Annotated in this window: 18 protein-coding genes and 1 pseudogene; 6 read left to right on the top strand and 13 right to left on the bottom strand. The window is 59.9% G+C overall.

Annotation, left to right across the window (positions count from 1 at the left end; all coding sequences use genetic code 11):
* Window positions 1-18: 18 nt before the first annotated feature.
* From BV106_RS18855 to BV106_RS18845, 3 genes are all read right to left on the bottom strand, one after another.
* Window positions 19-726 (bottom strand): response regulator transcription factor, encoded by a 708-nt coding sequence (locus tag BV106_RS18855; RefSeq protein ID WP_038167190.1) that lies wholly within the window; start codon window positions 724-726, stop codon window positions 19-21.
* Window positions 727-824: 98 nt separating this feature from the next.
* Window positions 825-1,934: a glycosyltransferase family 4 protein gene (locus tag BV106_RS18850; RefSeq protein ID WP_038167189.1), complete on the bottom strand. Its 1,110-nt coding sequence runs from the start codon at window positions 1,932-1,934 to the stop codon at window positions 825-827.
* Window positions 1,935-1,940: 6 nt separating this feature from the next.
* Window positions 1,941-2,720, bottom strand: coding sequence for a glycosyltransferase family 2 protein (locus BV106_RS18845; RefSeq protein WP_038167187.1), 780 nt, complete (start codon window positions 2,718-2,720; stop codon window positions 1,941-1,943).
* A 149-nt stretch (window positions 2,721-2,869) separates the two neighbouring features.
* On the opposite strand from BV106_RS18845, the gene BV106_RS18840 reads away from it, so the two are divergent.
* A complete protein-coding gene (locus BV106_RS18840; RefSeq protein WP_009961020.1) occupies window positions 2,870-3,376 on the top strand; it encodes a hypothetical protein in 507 nt (168 codons plus the stop codon).
* 31 nt (window positions 3,377-3,407) lie between these two features.
* Window positions 3,408-4,289, top strand: coding sequence for a CHAD domain-containing protein (locus BV106_RS18835; protein WP_038167186.1), 882 nt, complete (start codon window positions 3,408-3,410; stop codon window positions 4,287-4,289).
* Window positions 4,290-4,355: 66 nt separating this feature from the next.
* On the opposite strand, the gene BV106_RS18830 is transcribed toward BV106_RS18835, so the two are convergent.
* A complete protein-coding gene (locus BV106_RS18830; protein WP_038167184.1) occupies window positions 4,356-4,832 on the bottom strand; it encodes a VOC family protein in 477 nt (158 codons plus the stop codon).
* A gap of 277 nt (window positions 4,833-5,109) precedes the next feature.
* On the opposite strand from BV106_RS18830, the gene BV106_RS18825 reads away from it, so the two are divergent.
* The 3 genes from BV106_RS18825 to BV106_RS18815 are packed head-to-tail and all read left to right on the top strand — an operon-like array spanning window position 5,110 to window position 7,008.
* Entirely contained in the window at window positions 5,110-5,520 is a 411-nt protein-coding gene (locus BV106_RS18825; RefSeq protein ID WP_038167183.1) for a YciI family protein, read from the top strand.
* A gap of 25 nt (window positions 5,521-5,545) precedes the next feature.
* Window positions 5,546-6,055 (top strand): DUF6614 family protein, encoded by a 510-nt coding sequence (locus BV106_RS18820; RefSeq protein ID WP_265595832.1) that lies wholly within the window; start codon window positions 5,546-5,548, stop codon window positions 6,053-6,055.
* A complete protein-coding gene (locus tag BV106_RS18815) occupies window positions 6,052-7,008 on the top strand; it encodes a sialidase family protein (protein ID WP_265595831.1) in 957 nt (318 codons plus the stop codon). Before BV106_RS18820 ends, BV106_RS18815 begins: the two co-directional genes overlap by 4 nt.
* Here the strand turns inward: BV106_RS18815 and BV106_RS18810 are convergent.
* The 3 genes from BV106_RS18810 to BV106_RS18800 all read right to left on the bottom strand — a co-directional run bounded on the left by BV106_RS18810 (window position 6,974) and on the right by BV106_RS18800 (window position 11,993).
* Window positions 6,974-7,675 (bottom strand): GNAT family N-acetyltransferase, encoded by a 702-nt coding sequence (locus BV106_RS18810; RefSeq protein ID WP_051946047.1) that lies wholly within the window; start codon window positions 7,673-7,675, stop codon window positions 6,974-6,976. The genes BV106_RS18815 and BV106_RS18810 overlap by 35 nt on opposite strands.
* 112 nt (window positions 7,676-7,787) lie before the next feature.
* On the bottom strand, window positions 7,788-9,578 hold the full coding sequence (locus tag BV106_RS18805) for an ABC transporter transmembrane domain-containing protein (protein ID WP_038167181.1): 1,791 nt from the start codon (window positions 9,576-9,578) through the stop codon (window positions 7,788-7,790).
* A gap of 75 nt (window positions 9,579-9,653) precedes the next feature.
* Window positions 9,654-11,993, bottom strand: a complete 2,340-nt coding sequence (locus tag BV106_RS18800; protein ID WP_038167180.1) for a GDSL-type esterase/lipase family protein — start codon at window positions 11,991-11,993, stop codon at window positions 9,654-9,656.
* Window positions 11,994-12,128: 135 nt separating this feature from the next.
* Here BV106_RS18800 and BV106_RS18795 point away from each other — a divergent pair, with 135 nt between their 5' ends.
* Window positions 12,129-12,692 carry a flavoprotein gene (locus tag BV106_RS18795; protein ID WP_038167179.1) on the top strand — a complete coding sequence of 188 codons (564 nt, stop codon included), beginning with the start codon at window positions 12,129-12,131 and terminating at the stop codon, window positions 12,690-12,692.
* 16 nt (window positions 12,693-12,708) lie between these two features.
* Here BV106_RS18795 and BV106_RS18790 read toward each other — a convergent pair whose 3' ends face one another.
* The 6 genes and pseudogenes from BV106_RS18790 to BV106_RS18765 all read right to left on the bottom strand — a co-directional run bounded on the left by BV106_RS18790 (window position 12,709) and on the right by BV106_RS18765 (window position 18,571).
* Window positions 12,709-14,085 carry a universal stress protein gene (locus tag BV106_RS18790; protein ID WP_081891918.1) on the bottom strand — a complete coding sequence of 459 codons (1,377 nt, stop codon included), beginning with the start codon at window positions 14,083-14,085 and terminating at the stop codon, window positions 12,709-12,711.
* A gap of 150 nt (window positions 14,086-14,235) precedes the next feature.
* Complete coding sequence (locus BV106_RS18785) at window positions 14,236-14,493, bottom strand: DUF6429 family protein (RefSeq protein ID WP_038167281.1); 258 nt, start codon at window positions 14,491-14,493, stop codon at window positions 14,236-14,238.
* A 43-nt stretch (window positions 14,494-14,536) separates the two neighbouring features.
* Window positions 14,537-15,775, bottom strand: coding sequence for a Tm-1-like ATP-binding domain-containing protein (locus BV106_RS18780; protein WP_038167177.1), 1,239 nt, complete (start codon window positions 15,773-15,775; stop codon window positions 14,537-14,539).
* Between the two features lie 107 nt (window positions 15,776-15,882).
* Complete coding sequence (locus tag BV106_RS18775) at window positions 15,883-16,722, bottom strand: PEP-CTERM sorting domain-containing protein (RefSeq protein WP_081891916.1); 840 nt, start codon at window positions 16,720-16,722, stop codon at window positions 15,883-15,885.
* A gap of 261 nt (window positions 16,723-16,983) precedes the next feature.
* Window positions 16,984-17,586, bottom strand: a pseudogene (locus BV106_RS18770) (lactate racemase domain-containing protein); the annotation flags it as partial.
* Between the two features lie 160 nt (window positions 17,587-17,746).
* Window positions 17,747-18,571 (bottom strand): PEP-CTERM sorting domain-containing protein, encoded by an 825-nt coding sequence (locus BV106_RS18765; RefSeq protein ID WP_038167174.1) that lies wholly within the window; start codon window positions 18,569-18,571, stop codon window positions 17,747-17,749.
* Window positions 18,572-18,851 lie beyond the last annotated feature (280 nt).

Below are 18,851 nucleotides of genomic sequence, written 5' to 3'. Positions count from 1 at the left end.
CACGATGCGAAACCGAATCTAAACGGCAACCGCCACAGGCGAAGGTTCCTTGAAGATGTAGCCGAAGCCACGAGACGTCTGCAGCCACTCAGCATGCTCGCCCAGCTTTTCACGCAAGCGCTTCACGTGGGTGTCGAGCGTGCGGGTGCGCACTTGCTCGGTGTATCCCCACACTTCACGCAGAATGAAGTCGCGCTCCACCACCTCGCCCTTCCGGCTGGCGAGCAGATGCAGCAGCTTGAACTCCAGAAGTGTCAAATCCATGGGTTGCCCCCCCAGATTCAGCTTCACTCCGGAGAGGTCAAATTCGAAGGGCCCCTCTTTCAGCTCGGACCCGGAGACCACCGTAGCGGCCCGGCGCAGCAGCGCCTGCACCCGCAGCACCAGCTCTTTGGGGCTGAAGGGCTTGGAAAGGTAGTCATCCGCACCACGCTCCAGACCAGCGATGCGGTCCTGCGTTTGCCCCTTGGCTGTGAGCATGATCACAGGAATGTGCCGGGTATTTTCATCCTCCCGCAGTTCCTGGCAGACGCCAAAGCCATCCCGGCCTGGCATCATCACGTCTAGCACGATGGCATCCGGCTTGCGTCTTCTTACTTGGGCCAGCGTCTGCAGCCCGTCCGCCGCCTCGACAGTGTCATATCCAGCCCGTCGGAGATTCATCCCGACGAGTTCGCGAACATCTTCTTCGTCGTCCGCGATGAGAATGAGTGATTTGTCAGACATAGGAGTGTTGGGGTATCCCCTTGAATGTGACGGATTCGTCGAGCTCAACAAACCTCCGAGTGTGACAAGATCGTCACCCCCGACCCAACATCTGGTACCTAGCCCATTTTTTCAATCAGCAGCATCCACTTTCGCAAATGGGCCTCCCAGGTGAGCGGTACCACCGTCTCCCGCGCGGCCTCCCCCATCACCCTGCGCCCATCTTCACCCAGCTCCATGGCCCGCCCTACGGCAGCGCGGATCGCACCCGGATCCCCGGGCTGGCTCAGGAGCAGGCCATTGCGCCCGTCCTCCAGCAAATCAATGACCCCATCATGCACGGAAATCAGACCGGGGAGTCCACAGGCCATGCTTTGCAGCACCGTATTGGCGCAGGCATCATACTGCGTCGGGTGGATGAACCAGTCGGCCGACTGGTAGATCAGGGCCACATTCGACTGCGGAGCCATGGTTTTGACCCGACCCTCCAGACCATGCCTCGCGATCAAGGACCGGTAGTGGGCGTTCAGCGGCTTGCCCACGATCCACAGATCCGCCTCCACCCCGCGCCAGGCCTCCAGCAGAGGGTCCAGCCCTTTGCGCCGATGGCTCAGTGAAACAAACAGAAACGCCGGCCGCTTGGGATCGCTCCCCAGTTGTTTGCAGACGGCCGCCTTTGCCGCGGCCCGGTCTGCCGCCGGCTGAAAGCGGGTGGTATCCACTGCCGTGTGGATCACCTGAAACTGATCGGCAGGTGTGCCGTAGATCTCCTGCAACTGGACCGCCACCTGCGCGGAGTTTACCACAAACTGGCGGGTCCGTCCTGAAGTGTAGAGCTGCCGCTCCAGCTTGAGTTCGAGGAGATTCTTCAGCGACCAGCGCTTCCATGGCGGCAGCAGCCGCGAGTACACGGCATGGCATCCTCCACCCGCACGGTGCAGATCATGAGCAGTGGTGCGTCCAAATCCGATGGTGACGGAAACGGGAAGCTCTCCGGCAAGCCGGGCGGCCTCCCGCTCGAACTGCCACATGCGCAGCAATGGAGACCCCCTCAGGAGTGGCACCCGGTGAACCTGGGCATCCAGTTCTTTCTCCAGCGTGGGATGGATCTCACCCGTCACCACGTCCAGCTCATGCCCGGCCGCCTTCAGCCTCATGGCAAACTCCATGAGATAGCCTTCCAGACCACCACGCGGGATAAACTGATGATAAATAAGAGCGATGCGCATGTTGAGCTATTCGCGGGGTGGCGGTTGGGATCCCACCTCGTCCTCATACTTCCGGCTGTAGCGCACAAATGCAAAGAAAGACGTGGCCACCGCGATCCAGAACCCCGGAAAGCCATCCAGAAATCCCCTGCGCAAGATATACGCACGCACAAACCGCCACCAGGGACGGAAGACATTGGAGGCCAGAGACCACTGCTTGCCTCCTGCCTTCTGGCGTTCGAGGAACACGTCCGCGAAGCCGTTGATCTTGTCCACGTAGCGGCTCATGTTGGGGAAGGAGAAGTGATGCAGGTCCCCCTTCAGATGCTGCGTCGGGCCGCTCAGTTCGATGTAATCATGCTCGGGGCTGCCCGCCCACCGGGCCCCTTCCCGCTTGAACAAGCGCAGCTTGCGGTCCGGGTACCAGTCGCCGTGCGTGATCCAGCGCCCCAGGAACCAGACCTTGCGATTGCAGATGCCACCGTCAAAGCGCTCCGCCTCGCCCGACTGGAAGAACTCCAGAATGCTGGCCCGAAGTTCCAGTGAGAGCTCCTCATCGCAATCCAATGCCAGCACCCAAGGGCAGGTACATAACCCGAGCGCCACGTTCTTTTGATCCCGGTGACCCAGCCAGTCCTGATGCACCACGCGCGCCCCGTAGGACTCCGCAATCTCCCGAGTTCGGTCCTTGGAACCCGAGTCCACCAGCACAATCTCCTCCGCAAGGTCCGCCGCACTGGCGAGGCACCGGCCCAGGTTGGCTTCTTCGTTACAAGAAATGATGGAAAGAGACAGAGGGAGCGGCATCCAATTCAGCGGAAAAGTTCGATAGTCATGTGTCCAACAAATTTCCGGACCATGCAACCCGTGAGAAGCCATTTGCATTTGCATGCAAAGCTAAATATGTGCTAAGAGTTCCTCTTGCGACACGTCTTTGTTTCGTTATAGTTATTATAATGGACATCCTCCTGAACAATCCGGTATCACACGGCTACCTCTCCAATGAGGTGCCACACCATATCCGGGGACGGCTGTGGGTGATCGGATGTTCAGAGCCCGTGATCGTTGAACTCCGGGGTAATTTCCTCCGCGACATCGCCGGGTGCCGGATCAGTTTCTTCAATCCCTTCCCTGAGCCCAGTCTCGAGGACACCCTCGCGATGCACTCGCATCAGACGGGAACCGCCGGGGAGATGTCCGCCTCTCGACGAGTGAGCCAGCTCTGGCAGAGAAGCTGCCGGCCAAGCCATCCCTGTTTCGTTTTCGACAACTCCACGCTCAAAAACATGCTGCTGTTGGAGTGGTTCAACCCCCAAGGACAGCGGGTGCTCATCCGCGCCTGTCACTGGCAAGTTGGCGTTTCTGACAGACGCTGGGAGTTGACCGAAGCTCAGGAGATGGCACACATACGGGCCACCCGTATTCAGAGACGTCAGTTTTTGCTGACTCGGGAAGGCCGCTAACCTCCCGGCATCTGGAGGCCGCGCTGTGGCAATGAAGCCGCTCACGTCTGTGATCGCCCGGTGCTCTACTTCTGAAAAAGCTCATGCCGCCGCTCCTGAAGCCGCGGTGTGGTTGAAACGTCTCCTCGTGCATATGGCCACGCTGGCGGAGCAGGACGCTCATCGCGTAGAGGCCCATCCGGATACCGCCATCCATGCGCTGCGCAAACGCATGAAGAAGCTCCTGGCACTCCTGCGCCTCGCCCGCCCTGCCTTGTCGGTGGAGCAGTTCGCCCCCCTCAAAGGTGCAATTCGGAATCTCAAACGCATCGTGGCCACCCAGCGAGATCAGGTGGTCATGTCTCAACTCCTGGAGTCTCTCGACCACGATGGCATCTGCCCGAAGGATGCAGCCGGGCGGAAAATCCGTCGTAAGTCCGTGCGTGCGACTGTGCTCACCAAGGCCACCCAAGAGCAACTCACCCGGCAAGCCTCCAGCCTGACTGACCGACTGGGACGGCTGCGGCTTTTTTCCCTCTCCTGGGAAACCGTGGCCGAGGCATATGCCAAGACCTATCGCAAGGGGCACAAGGCATCTGAGAGAAGTGACAGCGAAACCGGCACCGAGGCCCTGCATACGTGGAGGAAGGTCGTGAAGGACCACTACTACCAGACGCTGGCACTGTACGTGTGGCTGGGGCATCCCCGCCGGTTGCGCCGCACCCGCCGACTCAGTTCGCTGCTTGGCAAGGTGCACGACCTCGATGTCTTCGTCCAGACACAGGAGATCGATGAGTCAACCCGCTCAGTGCTCGAAGGCAGACGCCATAAGCTGCTATCGAGAATCCAGAAGAAGGGGGCGCGAGTTTACGCCAAGTCCTGCCACGAGATGGAGCAAGAGGTGAAGTCCCAGCTTCCGGACCTGGAGATGTAACAGAAACAAAATGCGGCACCGGGTTCCCCCAGATGCCGCATGCGGAACGAATCACAAGGCCGCCACTCAGGCTTCGCCACCACAACCGGCCTTCATGGCCTCCTGCATCTCCTCGGGAGACACGTCTCGGACGTGGGTGGCAATCGACCAATGGTGGCCAAAGGGATCTTCCACTTTGCCATAGCGGTCGCCCCAGAAGGCGTCCTCGATCGGCATGATCACCTTGGCACCGGCGTCCACCGCCTGCTTGAAGAGGGCATCCGCATCCACCACCTGGAGGTGAATCGTCACCGAGGCTCCCTTGAGGGCCGCCGGCCCCATGCAACCCCAATCAGGATACTGGTCCACCAGCATCACCATGGAATCGCCGATGTTGATCGCGGCGTGCATGATCTTGCCTTCCGGCGAAGGCATGCGGCAGATCTCCGTGGCACCGAAGGCCTTCTTGTAGAATTCAATCGCGTCAGCCGCCCCATCACAGATGAGGTGCGGGGTCACGGTATGCATGCCAGCGGGTACGGGTTCTACTTTGTTCGTGCTCATAACAAGTTGAGTTGGTTTGGGTAGGGTAGGGTTGGACTTGCTCGGGAGGATCCCGGTTGGATGAGGTTGGGAAAAACCGGTGTTTCCGGCATTTCATCGTGACGACGAATGGGGGCGGTCGTTTCGGACAGTCCCCACCATTTTATTTGAACTGGTCGTTCCCACTCCAGCAGACACGCTCACGGGCAGCCAGAAATCCGATGCAAACAATTCGTGTCTGTCCCATCTGAGCCCGTTTATTCGTCATGCTGACGACCCTTGTAACCACCCACTCTCCATGAACGCCACCACCGGCCCCTCCACATCCCGGTACATGCTCCTTTTCCGCGATAGCAACGCCAGCTACCACCAGATGTCCCCTGATCAGCGCCAGGAGCTGCTCCAGCAATGGAACGAGTGGTACCAGCGCCTTTCCTCGCAGGGCAAACTCGAAGGCGGACATCCGCTGGAAGGCTCGGGCCGGGTTGTCTCCCGGTCGGGAAGCCGCACCGTAGATGGCCCCTTCGTGGAGTCCACGGAGGCGGTCGGCGGCTACTTTCTCCTGACAGTGAAGACTCTGGATGAGGCCGTGGAGATTGCCAGAGACTGCCCCAGTGTGCGCCTTGGCCTCACCGTTGAGGTCCGCCCTGTGGCCGACATGTGCCCGAGCCTCCGTCAGCCCCAGCAAGCACTCGCCACAGCGGGATGAGCCCGCACGGGGACCGGCACTTTCCTTGAACCCGATCCTGACTCCCCAGTCAGGCACCCCCGGTGTTTACGCCATAAGCTTGCAAACACCCCACTGGCGAAGTATTTCTCTCGCGGCGGCTCTGAAGCCCCGTTTGACCTGGATCAAATCAAAGCTGATTTCTTGTGACCCAAGCATCGGTTCAACGCCCATGACCCACTATCACGTTTGGTTCAGTTTCAAGCAGGACATCCCCGAACAACAGGGATTGGAGGCTGTGGCCGCGTTCCTGACACGACTGTGCACAGAGTCCCGGGCAGTGGACTTCCATCTCGCCAAAAACAACGGCCAACCACCCCGCTCCAAACTCCCACCCTACCATGCCGCAATTCGCTTCGCTGACGCCGCAGCCCTGGGATCGGCCATAAAACGACAGGCCCAAGAAGGCATCCACGACGGACTTCACGGCCAGATGCTGGAAGTCATCGACCAATTCCACGTCGAGGTGTTTAGCGGAATCACCATACCGGAGCCTGGAGAATTTCGAGGTTCGTGACTCAAGAGGACATCCCAAGCTTTGGGCAGAATGCGTCGTGCCATGCGGCCACGGTTTGTGTCCACGAATCACGGGTGCTGGTTGCCTACTTCGCTGGTCCCTATGAGGGGCACCGCCGTACTGCGATCTGGATATCCGTCTATGAAGCAGGCGTCTGGAAAGCACCCCGCAAACTGGCAGACGGAAAAGTCTGCACGGGCATGGAGCGGGCGTGTTGGAACCCCGTGCTCTTTCGCTGCAAAGACCTTTTGAAACTCTACTTCAAGGTAGGCACGTCGCCGCAAAGCTGGCGGGGTTATGAGATGGAAAGTCTCGATTGGGGGCACACGTGGTCTCATCCTGCACCGCTCCCCGCGGGTATCGTTGGCCCAACCAAGAATCCGCCCGTCATCTGTGGAGACCAGATCGTGAGTGGAAGCAGTGACGAACGATCGGATTGCACCGTCCACTTCGAACTCACAACGACCGGTCGCCACTGGAAGAGAGTCGCCCCCGCCTCTCATCTTGGCGTGGAAGGATGCATCCAGCCTGCCATCCTCGATCTGGGGAAAAAACACCTGCTGGCCTTGGCCCGCAGCTCCATGGGATTCATCGTTCAAACCCACTCAATAGATGGTGGATGCACTTGGGACTCAGTGGGGCCCACGAAGCTGCCAAATCCAGACTCCGCCATCTGCGCGATCAGCCTGGCGCATGACCGCCATGTCCTCGCGTACAACCGATCCACTACCTCCCGGACACCACTTGTGGTGGCCACAAGTAGCGATGGCCTGACTTGGCGGGATACGCTGACTGTCGCGAACGATAGTGGAGAGTTTTCCTACCCGGCGTTGGACTTTGACGGTCGGGACATCTGGCTGGCATACACGGTCAACCGCACCGCCATCCGCCTGGCAAAAATAGCAGCGGACGACTTGTTCACGCCCCGTCATCAAGAAGTACATCTTCCTTGAGCTCGGACTTTCCCAATGGCAACCACTCCCCTGACGCCCAGTCCAGCCCCTCCATCGCGCTGAACTGCTTCTTGTAGTCATAGTGACTGGGGCCTGTCATGGCATAACCAGGGTAATGGTAGCGGAACCCTTGCTGCCGGGCCCATTCCAGCTCCAGCAGCATGGTGAAGATGCCAAGACTGCGGCGTGACTCCTCCGGCTCGAAGATGCCGTACACACTGGAGACGGCACGATGTCCCACATCCACAAAACTGACGGCGACGAGCCTGTCCCCCAGGCGGCACTGGAGTTCGAGACATTGACACGGACCTTTCTCAGTCAACTCCCCCAAAAAGCAGGATAGAGATTCCGGAACGTTCTCTTTAAAACGACCCTTGTGCCGCTCGAACATCGCCACAGTTTCCTCAGAAACGCTCACCGGCGTCCAGAGCACCGTCAGATCGGCATTCTTTCTCAACACCCGGCGCTGACTCTTGCTCAGTGAACAGGCCTGCAAGTCAATCCGCAGCGGCACAATCCCCTGCCACTGACCAGCATGCTCCGCCACACTGTACCGAAAAAACTGTTTTCCGAAATGCCTCCAGCCCGTGGACCACAACAGGTCCATGCCCTCCGGCGGCACAGCCTCCGCGTCCACAGAATCCCAGATCAGCGGCGGGAGGGGCATGGGGAAGGGGTAAAAGTTAGGAGTTAAGAGTTAGGGGTTAGACGTTGGCAGGTTGACGTTGAAATTCATCGTCTCATAACCCATAACTCATAACGTCTCCCCCCCTTCACTCTCACTCCTCCAACTGGAGCTTGGCCAGCGTGCGATACAGGCTGTTCTCGCGCGCATAGAGTTCATCATGCGTCCCGCGCTCGATGACAGTGCCTCCGCTCATGACGAGGATCTGGTCGGCCCGGCGCACGGTGCTCAGACGGTGGGCAATGATGATGCTGGTGCGATTGGCCATCAGCTTGTCCAGCGCCTCTTGCACAAGACGCTCGCTCTCGGCATCCAGGCTGCTGGTGGCCTCATCTAGCACCAGTACCGCCGGGTTGGCGAGGATGGCACGGGCGATGGCCACGCGCTGACGCTGCCCTCCACTCAGTTGCGTACCACGCTCTCCCACTAGGGTCTGATAACCCTCGGGCAACTTCTCAATAAAGAGGTGTGCATTGGCCTGGCGGGCCGCTTCCACCACTTCGGCATCCGTCGCATCAGGCCGCCCATAGCGAATGTTCTCCTGAATGGATCCACCAAAGAGAAGCACCTCCTGGGGAACCAGCGAGAAGTTCTTGCGCAGGGCGGCCAGGGGGTAGTCCCGGGCGGGGCGGCCGTCCAGCAGGACAGCTCCCCTCTCAGGCTCATAGAACCTGTACAACAGATTGACCACCGTGCTCTTCCCTGCACCACTGGGACCGACGAGAGCGATCTTTTGCCCGGCTCTGGCTTCCAGGTTGAAGTCCGCCAGCACCGTGGTGTCCGTGCGGGAGGGATAGTGGAACCACACGCCCTGCATGGTGATGTCACCGTGCAAGCGAACGGGTTCCTCTGGCCGCAATTCTTCCTCCGGTTCCTCCAGAATTTCCCGTACCCGTTCCAGAGCGCCCACGGCCTTCTGTAGCTGGGAGACCAGTTCCGGCAGTGTCGCGATGGAGCCGCTCATGACCGCGGTGAAGAGAGTGAGTTGGATGAATCGCTCGCGATCGATCTCTCCGTTGATCACCATGCGCACCCCGAACCAGATGCACAGCGTCAGGACACTGGTGAAAACGAAGATGATGAACGCGACGAACGCGGCCCGCAGCCAGGCCCCCCGCATGGCCGCCTTCAGGAAGCTTTCCAGGAACCCGTGGTAACGCCTGATTTCCTGGGTCTCATTGGCAAAGGCCTTCACACTGGTGATGCTCGTGAGGCTCTCATCCACCACCACCTGGCTGGCGGCCAGCTCATCCTGGGCCATCCGGGAAACCTTACGGATTCTCGCGCCAAAAACGGCCACCAGCAGCACGGCGGCCGGGATGCAAGCCAGCATGAAGAGGGAGAGCTTCACCGACTTCGTGAAGACAAGAACCACCCCCGCCACCAGCATGATGCTATGGCGGATGATCTGCGGGATCGTGGAAACCAGCGTCTCGCGAATCACCTCGACGTCGTTGGCAAGCCGGGACCCCAACTCCCCCACCCGCCGGGCCTGAAGCGCCGCCATGGGCAGCTTCAGAATCCGGCTGAACGTGTCCAGCCTGACCTGCACCAGCGCCCGCTCCGCCGCCTTGCTGAAGAAGAAGATGCGCCAGAAGGCCAGCAGCGCCTGCACCCCCAACACCGTGCCGATGAGCAGGGCGTAGTGATTGATGGTGTGCAGGGCCTGACTGACATCCTCCCCATGCGCCGGCACGGCTCTCGCCACGATCTTGCCCATGAACTCCGGCAACACCAGCGTCAGCAGCGCGGTGATGATCAGCACGAACATCGCCGGGATGAATACCGCCGCATGCGGCTTCAGGTACTTGAGAAAAAAGCCCGCCTCAGCTTTGAAGCCTGATTTGAGATTGCTTTTGCGTTCGGAGGTGGATGATCGCGACACAGTTGAGTAGAAGGAAGGAAGGAAGGAAACGATTGATGGAACGCGGGCTGGCCGGACAGGCCGTGAGAAGGGACTTTAGTAGAAGCGTACCGTCCAGCGGGACGTCGGCTTGTCTGTCAGTTCCAAGACGGCCAGCGATTCGGCGTCATCACGGTAGCGGCCGTTGCTGGTCAGCACAAAGGGCAGATAGCTCCCACCGGTGCCGCCCTCGTTGGCCTGCCAGAGGGAGAACTGCGTGTTGATGCCCACCTGGCTGTTGCCATTGCCCATGGCCCACTCGTGAAGGTAGAGGTAGGAACGCGGAATCGTCATCGCAAATCTCCTTGAACCATCGGGACGGCTCGTCAACCGGGCCTTCACCGCCTTTTCATCGAAGAACATGCCGTAGCCCGTGCCGAACACCCACGGTGGCAGAGGCCCGACTTTGGCATCGCCGTCAGCGGCTGCGGCGGCAACCCGGACAACGTCCGTGGTGCCCTGCGTGAGCCGTTTGCCATAGCTTCGGGCGTCCAGATTCAAGTCCACCTGCAGGGCTCCGCCACCGCCGGGGTTGTCCTGCAAATTGAGTCCGAAGACATCCCACGTCAGGTAGAGCGCATTCGAATCCGCATCCGCGCGGAAGGCCACACTGGGCGCGGCCGGCCCGGGGGTCGGGGGCGTCACCACCTGGTCCCGCACATACGCCGAGGGACTCAGCAGCACCATCGTTTCCTTGAGCCCCAGATTGCGAACGAGCTCGATTTCCCGGTCAAACTTCAGCACTTGCCCGCCCACGCTCACGGTCATTGCCAGGGTGCCTTTCTGACGCGCAGGGGCATTAAACCCCGTCGGCAGCCTCACAGGGATGGCCAGGGTAGACTCGCCCTTGGGCGCGGCCTTGAAGGCACCGCCCCAAGCCTGACCAAACCACTTGGCCTCCCACTTCCCCTCCAACGGCTGGGCACTAGTATTAACGAGGCGGCCGCTGAGTTCTGCGATGTTCTCTTGATTGTAGAGCACCCCGGTGTTCCACAACAGGGCCACAGGAGTCATCGTGGCCCGCACCACCTCGATGCGGGCACTATCCCCACTGGTGATGACCACCGGCAGCCGGAGATAGTAGTCCTGGCTGGGCAGCAGATCCATCCTCCCCCCACCTGAGGCGGGATCAGGGGCCGCAGCCCGCTCGTAGGTAATGTTCACCATCGCCTTCTTGCCCGCTTTCAGCGTCACGCGCGAGGGTGCATTGAGCGGACGCAGGCTGGTGGTCACCAGAGGCAGCACCGTGTAGGTCCGCTCCTCCTGACTCGGATTTTCCAGGCGGTAGGCCAGCTCACATTTGCCGCCGCTCACCAGATTTGCTGTCGCGCCCCCTACCTCCCAAGGCACCGTCCGGGGACCATTCAGAAGCTCGGCAAACACCCGCTTGCCCAAGGCCCGCTGAGTGACGCTGTTCGGGTGCAGCCAGTCAGGAGGATTGGCCTGTTGAAACCGCTGCTTCATCGCTTCCACCACCTGCTGGAAGAGACGCATCGCGATCTTGTCAGGATCCGGATCGTAGTCTTTCGCCACAGGATTCTCGACCTTGGGAGCCGGGAGAGGCGGAGGGGCCGGGGTTCCGTCCACCGTTGGCACCGGCGGGGCCACCACAGGCGGCGCTGCCACCGGGGGGGCGGCAGCGGCAGGGTCCGTCTTGGGCTTTTTCGGCGGAGCCAGGGGGGACTTCCGGTCATCCAGCCTGAGCAGCCAGGAGAGATCACCCAGATCCGCAAAGAACACACCGTTGGCGTCAGCCACCTCCTTCATCACATCCGCATAGGGCCGTGTGTGAGCCAGCCCCTGCTCGGGAACGTCACTCATGATGATGCTGGGGCCGCACAGGATCAGGTCCGCCTTCGCCGCCGCGACAAGGTTCACCACCTGCTGCACGTAGCTGCGGTACACCTCCAGAGGGAGCCCTGAGTTCGCATCATTGATGCCGTAGCTCACAATCACGATGTCCGGCTTGTTCTCAAATGCGACGGTGGTGAGGGGCTGGGTGGCATGCAGCATGAGACGGCCGCCGCGGGAGAAGTTCTGGAGCGTGAACTCCGGACCGTGCAGAGAGTGCAGTTTCTCAGGCTGCCCCTTGGGGGGGCGGATCAGGCGAACCCCACCCGTGTAGGCAAACTGGTCCGCCAGCTCCTGCAGGAACACGCCACTCCAGGCTTTCAGGGCGTTGCCGCTGTCCGCATCGTTGCTCTGCATGTTCATCACACTGTCGCCAATACAGACGGCGTGGATGGGCTGGCGGCGCAGCATCTTGGCATAGGCGCGGGGTACGAACTTCCGCAGCCGCACCTCCTGCTCCATGGTAAGGTCATAACTGGCGGCCTGGAGACCCTGGGTGGCCAGCAGGGCAAAACAAACAACCAGACGGATGAGGGAAGTTGCCATTGGGGGGGTGGTCATCGGGAACAGGCTATTTCCACCATGGGCGCGGCATTTCCAGCACGAAATCACACCCCCACCCGACTGCCGATTTGCAGCGTACTTGGCAATAAAGGCCTTTCACGCTACGCTCCCGCACAGATGAAAAATGTCCTCCTGGGTGTTACCGGCTCCATCGCCGCCTACAAGGCCGCAGATCTCGCCAGCCAGCTTGTGAAGCGGGGCTGCACCGTCACCTGCATCATGTCCGCCGGCGCTCAGGAATTCATCACCCCCCTCACCCTCCAGGTATTGTCACGAAATCCAGTGGTGACGGGGCTGTTTGATGAAAAAGAGAGCTGGCGCCCGGGGCACATCCACCTGGCAGATCATGCCGATCTCCTCCTGATCGCCCCCGCCACCGCCAACACCCTGGCCTCTCTGGCGCACGGCTTCGCGAACGACGCCCTCTCCGCGATCGCCCTCGCTACGCTGGCCCCTGTGCTCATTGCCCCCGCGATGAACGGCCACATGTGGTCCCACCCCGCCACCCAGCAGAATGTGAGCGCCCTGAAGGGACGCGGAGTCAAGTTTATCGGCCCAGATGAAGGCATGCTGGCTTGTGGCTACGAGGGCTCCGGCCGCCTGTGGCCGGTGGAGGGCATCGTGGACCGCGCCATGCACATGCTGGAAGCCAGATCTGCCGCCCTTCCGGTGGAAGAGTGAGACTTGGCTGAATACTTCAGGCCTCCCGAGTCGGAACCGCCAGCACGGGAATCCGCGTGTGGGCCAGGACAGCCTGGGCCACGGAGCCGAGCACGGCCGAAACCACACCGGAATGCCCCCGGGTGCCCATGCAGATGAGATCCACCCGGCGGCGCTCGGCCTCTTCGCAAATTGCCCCCGCCACATCGCGCCGGTGCACGGCTTTCACGTCCACCTTCACCCGGCGCGAGGCCAGTTCCTTTGGCACCAGCGCCTGGAGTCGAGCCTCCTCGACCTGAGAATGCAAACCGCCATTCTCAAGGATGGCGGCATCCCCCTTGCCCAGTGAAGCCACATGAAAGAGGTGAATACTGCCACCATTTTCCAAGATGCCGTAGGCGACCCGCAACGCCCCGTTGCCATTGTTGGAAAAGTCCGTTGCGACCAACACACTTCTCACGGGTGAGACCGAAAACTCAGGCGTGTAGGAAGCCAGAGGCACGCACAACACATTCCGGGCCGCCTGCGCCAGGACACCACGGGAGAATGAAGGCCCCCGGAGCCGTTGCAATCCATGCCATTGATGCGCCCCCACAACCAGCAGGCCACTGGACATTTCCTCCGCGAGTCGGACGAATTCGTAGTCGAGCCGTCCGCCCGTCCCTCTCACATGAGCCCGCACGGGAATACCGTCCAACAGGCCACTCACCCGTTCCCAGAGATCACGCTGATGGCTCTCCTTCGTTTCCCGCCATTCCGCATCTCCCTCTGGAGTCGCCTCCTCTGAGCCCTGCCAGGGCCAGTCGTGGGGCCATTCAATGAACGCCGCATCCACTTCGCAGGGGGCGACTTTGGCGAGGGATTTGATGGCAAGCAGCGCGGCATCAGCAGTGATGGAGAAATCCACCCCGCAGAGGACTTTGAGAGCATCTCCCTCCTGCAACCACTTGAGCAACGGGGCGGGTTGCCGCACTACCAGCGTCGGCACCGGCACAGTCTCGGCCACGCGTTCCGCCACGTTTCCGGTCAGCCAGCGGCCCGCAAACCCTCTCCCGGCAGACCCCAGCACCACCAGCCGGGTGTTTTCCCGATGGGTGCCGTGCACCACATCATCCACCGCCCGGCCAAAGTGCAGGTCCGTCTCCACCTCCACGCCGTAGGCCGCCCGCAGCCTGGACGCCTCTTCCTCCAGGGCAGCCTTGGCTCGCTCCTCAATCTGACTGATGACCGGCATCTCCACACTCACCACCGCGTCCGGGGCGCTGTGTTGAAGCTTGAGCGGCATATTCATCCTGGCCGCGAGCAAGGCAGCCACTTCCGCCGCCCGCTGGGCGGACTCCGAAAAATCCGTGGGACACAAGACATGCATGGCAATCACCTCCCGGGAGTAACACCACTCCCATCGTTGGTTCATCTATAGCATCGTATTCCCCAGCCTCTTCGGCTCGACCAATCCTGCGGATCACAGGGCGGGTATTGCGGTCGACCTCCGGCAGCCACTGCTGCAGGAGGTCGGGCAGATGAGGTTATTTAACCAAACCAGAACTCCGGAAAAGATGCCGGTTCACGACGGGGTGCCCCCATCGCGAGGCCCCTCCTCCAGGCCAAAATGCTTGTAAAACAGGGTCTCGCACTGTTTCAGCCCCTCCTCCGTCAACACCACGGATTTCGCCTTGTTCTGGGCATCATAGATCAGCCCCTTTTCAGAGAGTCTGTCCAACGATGCCCAATCAAACCCCTTCCAGGCACGAGCGTGGCCGTGCAAGGTAAGGTACATCAAGGCCAGCACAACCTCATCAATCTTGCTTTCGTCGTAGTCCAATTCCTTTGCCATGGCTCCGATCCTCCAGACGAATCAAATGACACTAGGAAGCCTGCCTGAACGCCTCAATATTTTTCAAGAGAGCTTCTGCTGCCGCCTTCGCAAACGCAGGATCATTGATCGTGGCGTCCACCTCAAGCACGGGCAAACCGGGGCTGACATGCTGCCTCACGGCCTCGAACAAGGCTTGGTCAGCGGCCGGCCGGTAAAAAGATCCGCCTTCCGCGCTGATCACACTCACCCCGCGCAAGGGAAGCAACAGCGTCGCAGGAGCCGTGTAGGCATTCATTTTTTCGGCCAGGATCCGCCCCAGCTCTGCATTCTCCTCCGCATTTGTACGCATCAGAGTGACCTGGGGATTGTGCTGGTAGAAAAGACGACCAGCGAATTTCGCCGGGACGGTTGCGGGCTCCCCGAAGTTCACCATGTCCAGACAGCCCGGAGCGACCACGGCCGGAACACCAGCTTTGCCGGCGGCCTCCAAGCGAGTGGGCCCAGAGCCTAGGATCCCTCCCACCAGTTCGTCCGCCCACTCGGTGGTGGTGACGTCAAGGACACCAGTCACCAGACCGCTCTCAATAAGCGACTCCATGATACGCCCGCCTATGCCGGTGGAGTGAAACACCAACACCTCGTAGCCCGCATCCTCAAGGATCTGCTTGGCAGAACTCACGCACTGGGTGGTATTGCCGAACATGGAAGCCACGATCAAGGGCTTCTCATCCACCACAGGCGGCACCACTTCCACCATGCCACAGATGGCTCCTGCAGCCCTTGCCAACAGCACTCGGGAAAGACGGTTCAGGCCCGAAACATCCACAATGCTGGGGAACATCACGATGTCCTTCGTCCCAACATAAGGGGCCACGTTCCCGGCGGCGAGAGTGCTGACCATCACCTTGGGAAAGCCCACTGGAAGAGCCCGCATCGCGGCGGTGCCGATAGCTGTGCCGCCGCCGCCGCCAAGGGAAATAACCCCATCGATCTTCCCGGCGCTCACCAAGCCCACGAGCAACTGGGCAGCCGCTCCCGCCATCGCCGTCACGCTCTCTCCCCGATCCTGCCTCGCACGCAGCCCATCAAGGTCCACTCCCGCAGCGGCCGCCACTTCTTCCCGGGTAATGTCTGGGGTCACCTTGGGCGGCTCCAGAGAACCGACATCAATCAAGAGAACCCGATGGCCTTTGTTGCGAATGATTCCGGCCACATAGGCATGCTCATCGCCTTTTGAATCAAGTGTGCCGAGGACTGCGATCGTTTTCGGTGAGGGCTGCGAAGACATCCTTCATCCATAGGCAAATCCGCGGAGAATTCGTACTCAAAAAAACAAAAAAATGGATGCCGGAATTCCGGCATCCATTTGAGAAGAGAGATTTCCCGACAGCCGCCTCAGACGCGATTGCGGCGGCGCACCAGGAAGTAGATGCCCAGACCGAGCAGGGTAAGACTGCCGGGCTCCGGCACTGGGGTGACTGCGAAGTTGCTAAAGGTCAGCACGTTTTGGTTGTCCGTGATACCGCCAAGAAGACTGACGTTGGCAATCGTGGCCGCATCAAAACTGAACTCCAGCTGATTCAGGTTGGACGGTGCAATGAAGGTGAATTCAATGTTGGTCAATCCACCACCGAGCTGCAGCAGGTTGAGGACATTGAGCGTCTCCACGGTATTGATATCCTGGATGGCCACTCCATTGCTGCTCAGCCCGAAGTTCGCCGCACTCAGTGCGTTCAAGTTGATCCCGCCACCAGAGGCAACTGTGAAACTGACGGTGTAGGCGCTTCCTGAGCCAAGGCTCAGCCCTCCAACGGTCGCTTGACTGTCCCAGGAGTTGATGGCACTCGCCCCTACCACGGAAGATATCGTCGGCCCCAATAACCCAACTAGGCCAGTCGTCGTAAGTTCGCGTCCAAACACCAGCGTGTTCCCTGTCGTTTGCGTATAAGCCGCCAAGTTCACCCCAGCCACCACGCTGATGTCCAGCTCTACCAGTCCGCCAGCCTGGTGAGTCCACGTCACATTCCCGTCCGTTTGAGAGCCTGGGTTGTAGAGACTGGTGTCAACCGTCAACGTCAGCAGTCCGGGCGCACTGCCTGGCCGCTCCGCTCTGAAGTCGGGATCAAAAAAGTCCGCCGAATTGATGATGGCCTGGCCGGAAGCGACACCTGTCAGTCCCAGCAACATAGCCAGCACCGGAACGGCACCGCGTTGGAAGAAAGTTTTTGGAGTCATGACGCTGAATGGATGAAGGGTTGAAGGCCACCAAGGGGACGCCTTACATTAATGGCTCTACTTTGCACGACGGCATAATAGTAGATAATTTAATATAAAAACAAGAACGTTTTCTTATGGGTAGATAATTTTTACATTACCTGTTCTTATATTGCCCACACGCTCAACAGCTTTCAAGAACAAATTTTTTACTACTGCATCGAGCAACTTTTTACGATAGCCCCACCGGTTGCCCACCACACTCTCCCCCTTCCAGGCCATTCAGCCGATATAGGGTATCGTAAGGGGCCCTTGGGGCAAAACTGCCACCCGCCCCTGCCCTCCCAGGGCGTCCAACTCCTGCTGCACGGCAGCGCCTATGTCGGAACACGACGCCAGAAGTGTCGCCTCCACCAGATCCGGGGTCAGGCTGCTGTAGAGCAACACTCTGGCCCGCCTGGAGATGAGAGCCTTGGCACCTCCCCGAGTTTCTCCAAACTCCACCATCTCCTCCTGGGCATGACAATCGTGATTGATCACCCGATAGCCTCTGACCACCTCTGGCGTCAGCATCCCCTCCAGCTCTTGTTGCGTATTCCCCCGGTGAGTTCCGGTGGAATTGAGGAGCGTGATGGCCTCCCTCTCCACACCAGCGGCACCCAACCAGTCCAGGAGCCAGGGTATGATGCGGTGGTTGGGCGTCGCCCGCGTGATATCCGTAAAAACAATGCAAACCGAAGCCCCCGGAGTGAGCCCCTCCCGCAGAGGAGCACACCCAATAGGAGACGCCAACGCCTGCTCCATCCCACCTCTCTCGTCACGGAGACCCGGCCGATGCGAGGGCTCGATAACCGTGACCCCATGGTCAGGAAGGTCAAACCCAAGCTTTCCTTCCCCTTAGGCGAGCGAAATCCGCATGCCCTTTTTTCGCCACATCCTCAGCCCCTGCAAGCCCAAAGGACCAAGCTCCCAGTCGTTTGACCAGAAAACAAAAAACGCCTGGCCACGCAACGTGGACCAGGCGAAGTCTTTTCACGCGCGACGATCAATCAGCAGTCGCACGGCGCTTACGGCGCAGCACCAGCACCATGCCGGCTGCCGCGATAAACACCAAACCGGAAGGCTCAGGCACTGCGACTGGAGTGCCGAAATCACTCGTGTCCCCCTTGAGAAGGCTCAAGTCCCCGTCAATGGCGGTGAAGATGCCGTTGGGCAAGGAGCCACCGGTTGTTTTCGACTCGAAGTCGAGCGTGATCTTGTTGGTGTTGTTATAGGTCAGGATGGCTGCGGCCGAGGGGTCGGTCTCCGCGATGTTGTAGCCAGGACCGCTGAAGAGAACTCCGTTGGTGAAGTAGGAAGCCGACACACTGTTCGGGCTGTCTGCCAGACGGTAAGAGGTCAAACCGTCAGATAGATAGGCGCGGAAGGCCTCCGTTTGCCTGGCCTCGCCGTCCACATCATAGATGAGCAGGTCAAACTGACTCACCGTAAAGGTGGTGCTAAAATTCGTGCCACCTTTGAAAAACTCCAGCGTGTAGTGCAACCCACCTGAACCGTAGGAAGTGGCCGTGTAGTAGAGGCCCAGGTCGCCGTTGGGCTGAGCGGAGTTTTGGCTGTAGTCAGGCAGGTGACCGGTGAAAGCGTAGGTGCCCCAAGCAGAGGCCGTCACGCGGAGATCGACTGACACATTTCCCACGCTCGCCACATTGGTGAACTTCATCACCGAGGACTGGTAGTACGGGCCGAGATCTTGCAGCGTCCCGGTTTGATTCCCGGAGAAGTTGTCGAACTCAATATCTACCGACTCCGCTGCAGGAAGGGAGGCACCCAACAGAAGGGTAGCCAAGGTGGTCAGGAAGGAGAATCTCATAGCTGATAGTGCCGCGCGGTTGATTTCTCAATTTTCACAGACTCCATCAGAAAAGCAACTCCTTATTATCGCATTTACAGCAATTTTCTCTCTTTTGCGCCTCCTATTGTGGATATCGCCCTCTATGGTGCCTATCAATTGTGAGAAACCACCCTGCAACCTTCTCCATCATGCAGTCCTTCTCCTTTTTGCGACCCCCAAGAGCGCCTCGCCAGCACATCACACACCGCCGCTTGAAACCTCAGGTGATACTCTTTTGCCGACTTGTAGTCGGATAGTT

Source organism: Verrucomicrobium sp. BvORR106 (assembly GCF_000739655.1).
Taxonomy (GTDB): Bacteria; Verrucomicrobiota; Verrucomicrobiia; order Verrucomicrobiales; family Verrucomicrobiaceae; genus Verrucomicrobium.
Note: the sequence above shows the minus strand (reverse complement) of the source record. Positions and strands in the feature narration are given on the sequence as shown.

Excerpts from the sequence above, each read along its gene's own strand:
- BV106_RS18855 (WP_038167190.1), bottom strand. The coding sequence starts at position 726 with ATGTCTGACAAATCACTCATTCTCATCGCGGACGACGAAGAAGATGTT.
- BV106_RS18850 (WP_038167189.1), bottom strand. The coding sequence starts at position 1,934 with ATGCGCATCGCTCTTATTTATCATCAGTTTATCCCGCGTGGTGGTCTG.
- BV106_RS18845 (WP_038167187.1), bottom strand. The coding sequence starts at position 2,720 with ATGCCGCTCCCTCTGTCTCTTTCCATCATTTCTTGTAACGAAGAAGCC.
- BV106_RS18840 (WP_009961020.1), top strand. The coding sequence starts at position 2,870 with ATGGACATCCTCCTGAACAATCCGGTATCACACGGCTACCTCTCCAAT.
- BV106_RS18835 (WP_038167186.1), top strand. The coding sequence starts at position 3,408 with ATGAAGCCGCTCACGTCTGTGATCGCCCGGTGCTCTACTTCTGAAAAA.
- BV106_RS18830 (WP_038167184.1), bottom strand. The coding sequence starts at position 4,832 with ATGAGCACGAACAAAGTAGAACCCGTACCCGCTGGCATGCATACCGTG.
- BV106_RS18825 (WP_038167183.1), top strand. The coding sequence starts at position 5,110 with ATGAACGCCACCACCGGCCCCTCCACATCCCGGTACATGCTCCTTTTC.
- BV106_RS18810 (WP_051946047.1), bottom strand. The coding sequence starts at position 7,675 with ATGCCCCTCCCGCCGCTGATCTGGGATTCTGTGGACGCGGAGGCTGTG.
- BV106_RS18800 (WP_038167180.1), bottom strand. The coding sequence starts at position 11,993 with ATGGCAACTTCCCTCATCCGTCTGGTTGTTTGTTTTGCCCTGCTGGCC.
- BV106_RS18795 (WP_038167179.1), top strand. The coding sequence starts at position 12,129 with ATGAAAAATGTCCTCCTGGGTGTTACCGGCTCCATCGCCGCCTACAAG.
- BV106_RS18790 (WP_081891918.1), bottom strand. The coding sequence starts at position 14,085 with ATGAACCAACGATGGGAGTGGTGTTACTCCCGGGAGGTGATTGCCATG.
- BV106_RS18780 (WP_038167177.1), bottom strand. The coding sequence starts at position 15,775 with ATGTCTTCGCAGCCCTCACCGAAAACGATCGCAGTCCTCGGCACACTT.
- BV106_RS18775 (WP_081891916.1), bottom strand. The coding sequence starts at position 16,722 with ATGACTCCAAAAACTTTCTTCCAACGCGGTGCCGTTCCGGTGCTGGCT.
- BV106_RS18765 (WP_038167174.1), bottom strand. The coding sequence starts at position 18,571 with ATGAGATTCTCCTTCCTGACCACCTTGGCTACCCTTCTGTTGGGTGCC.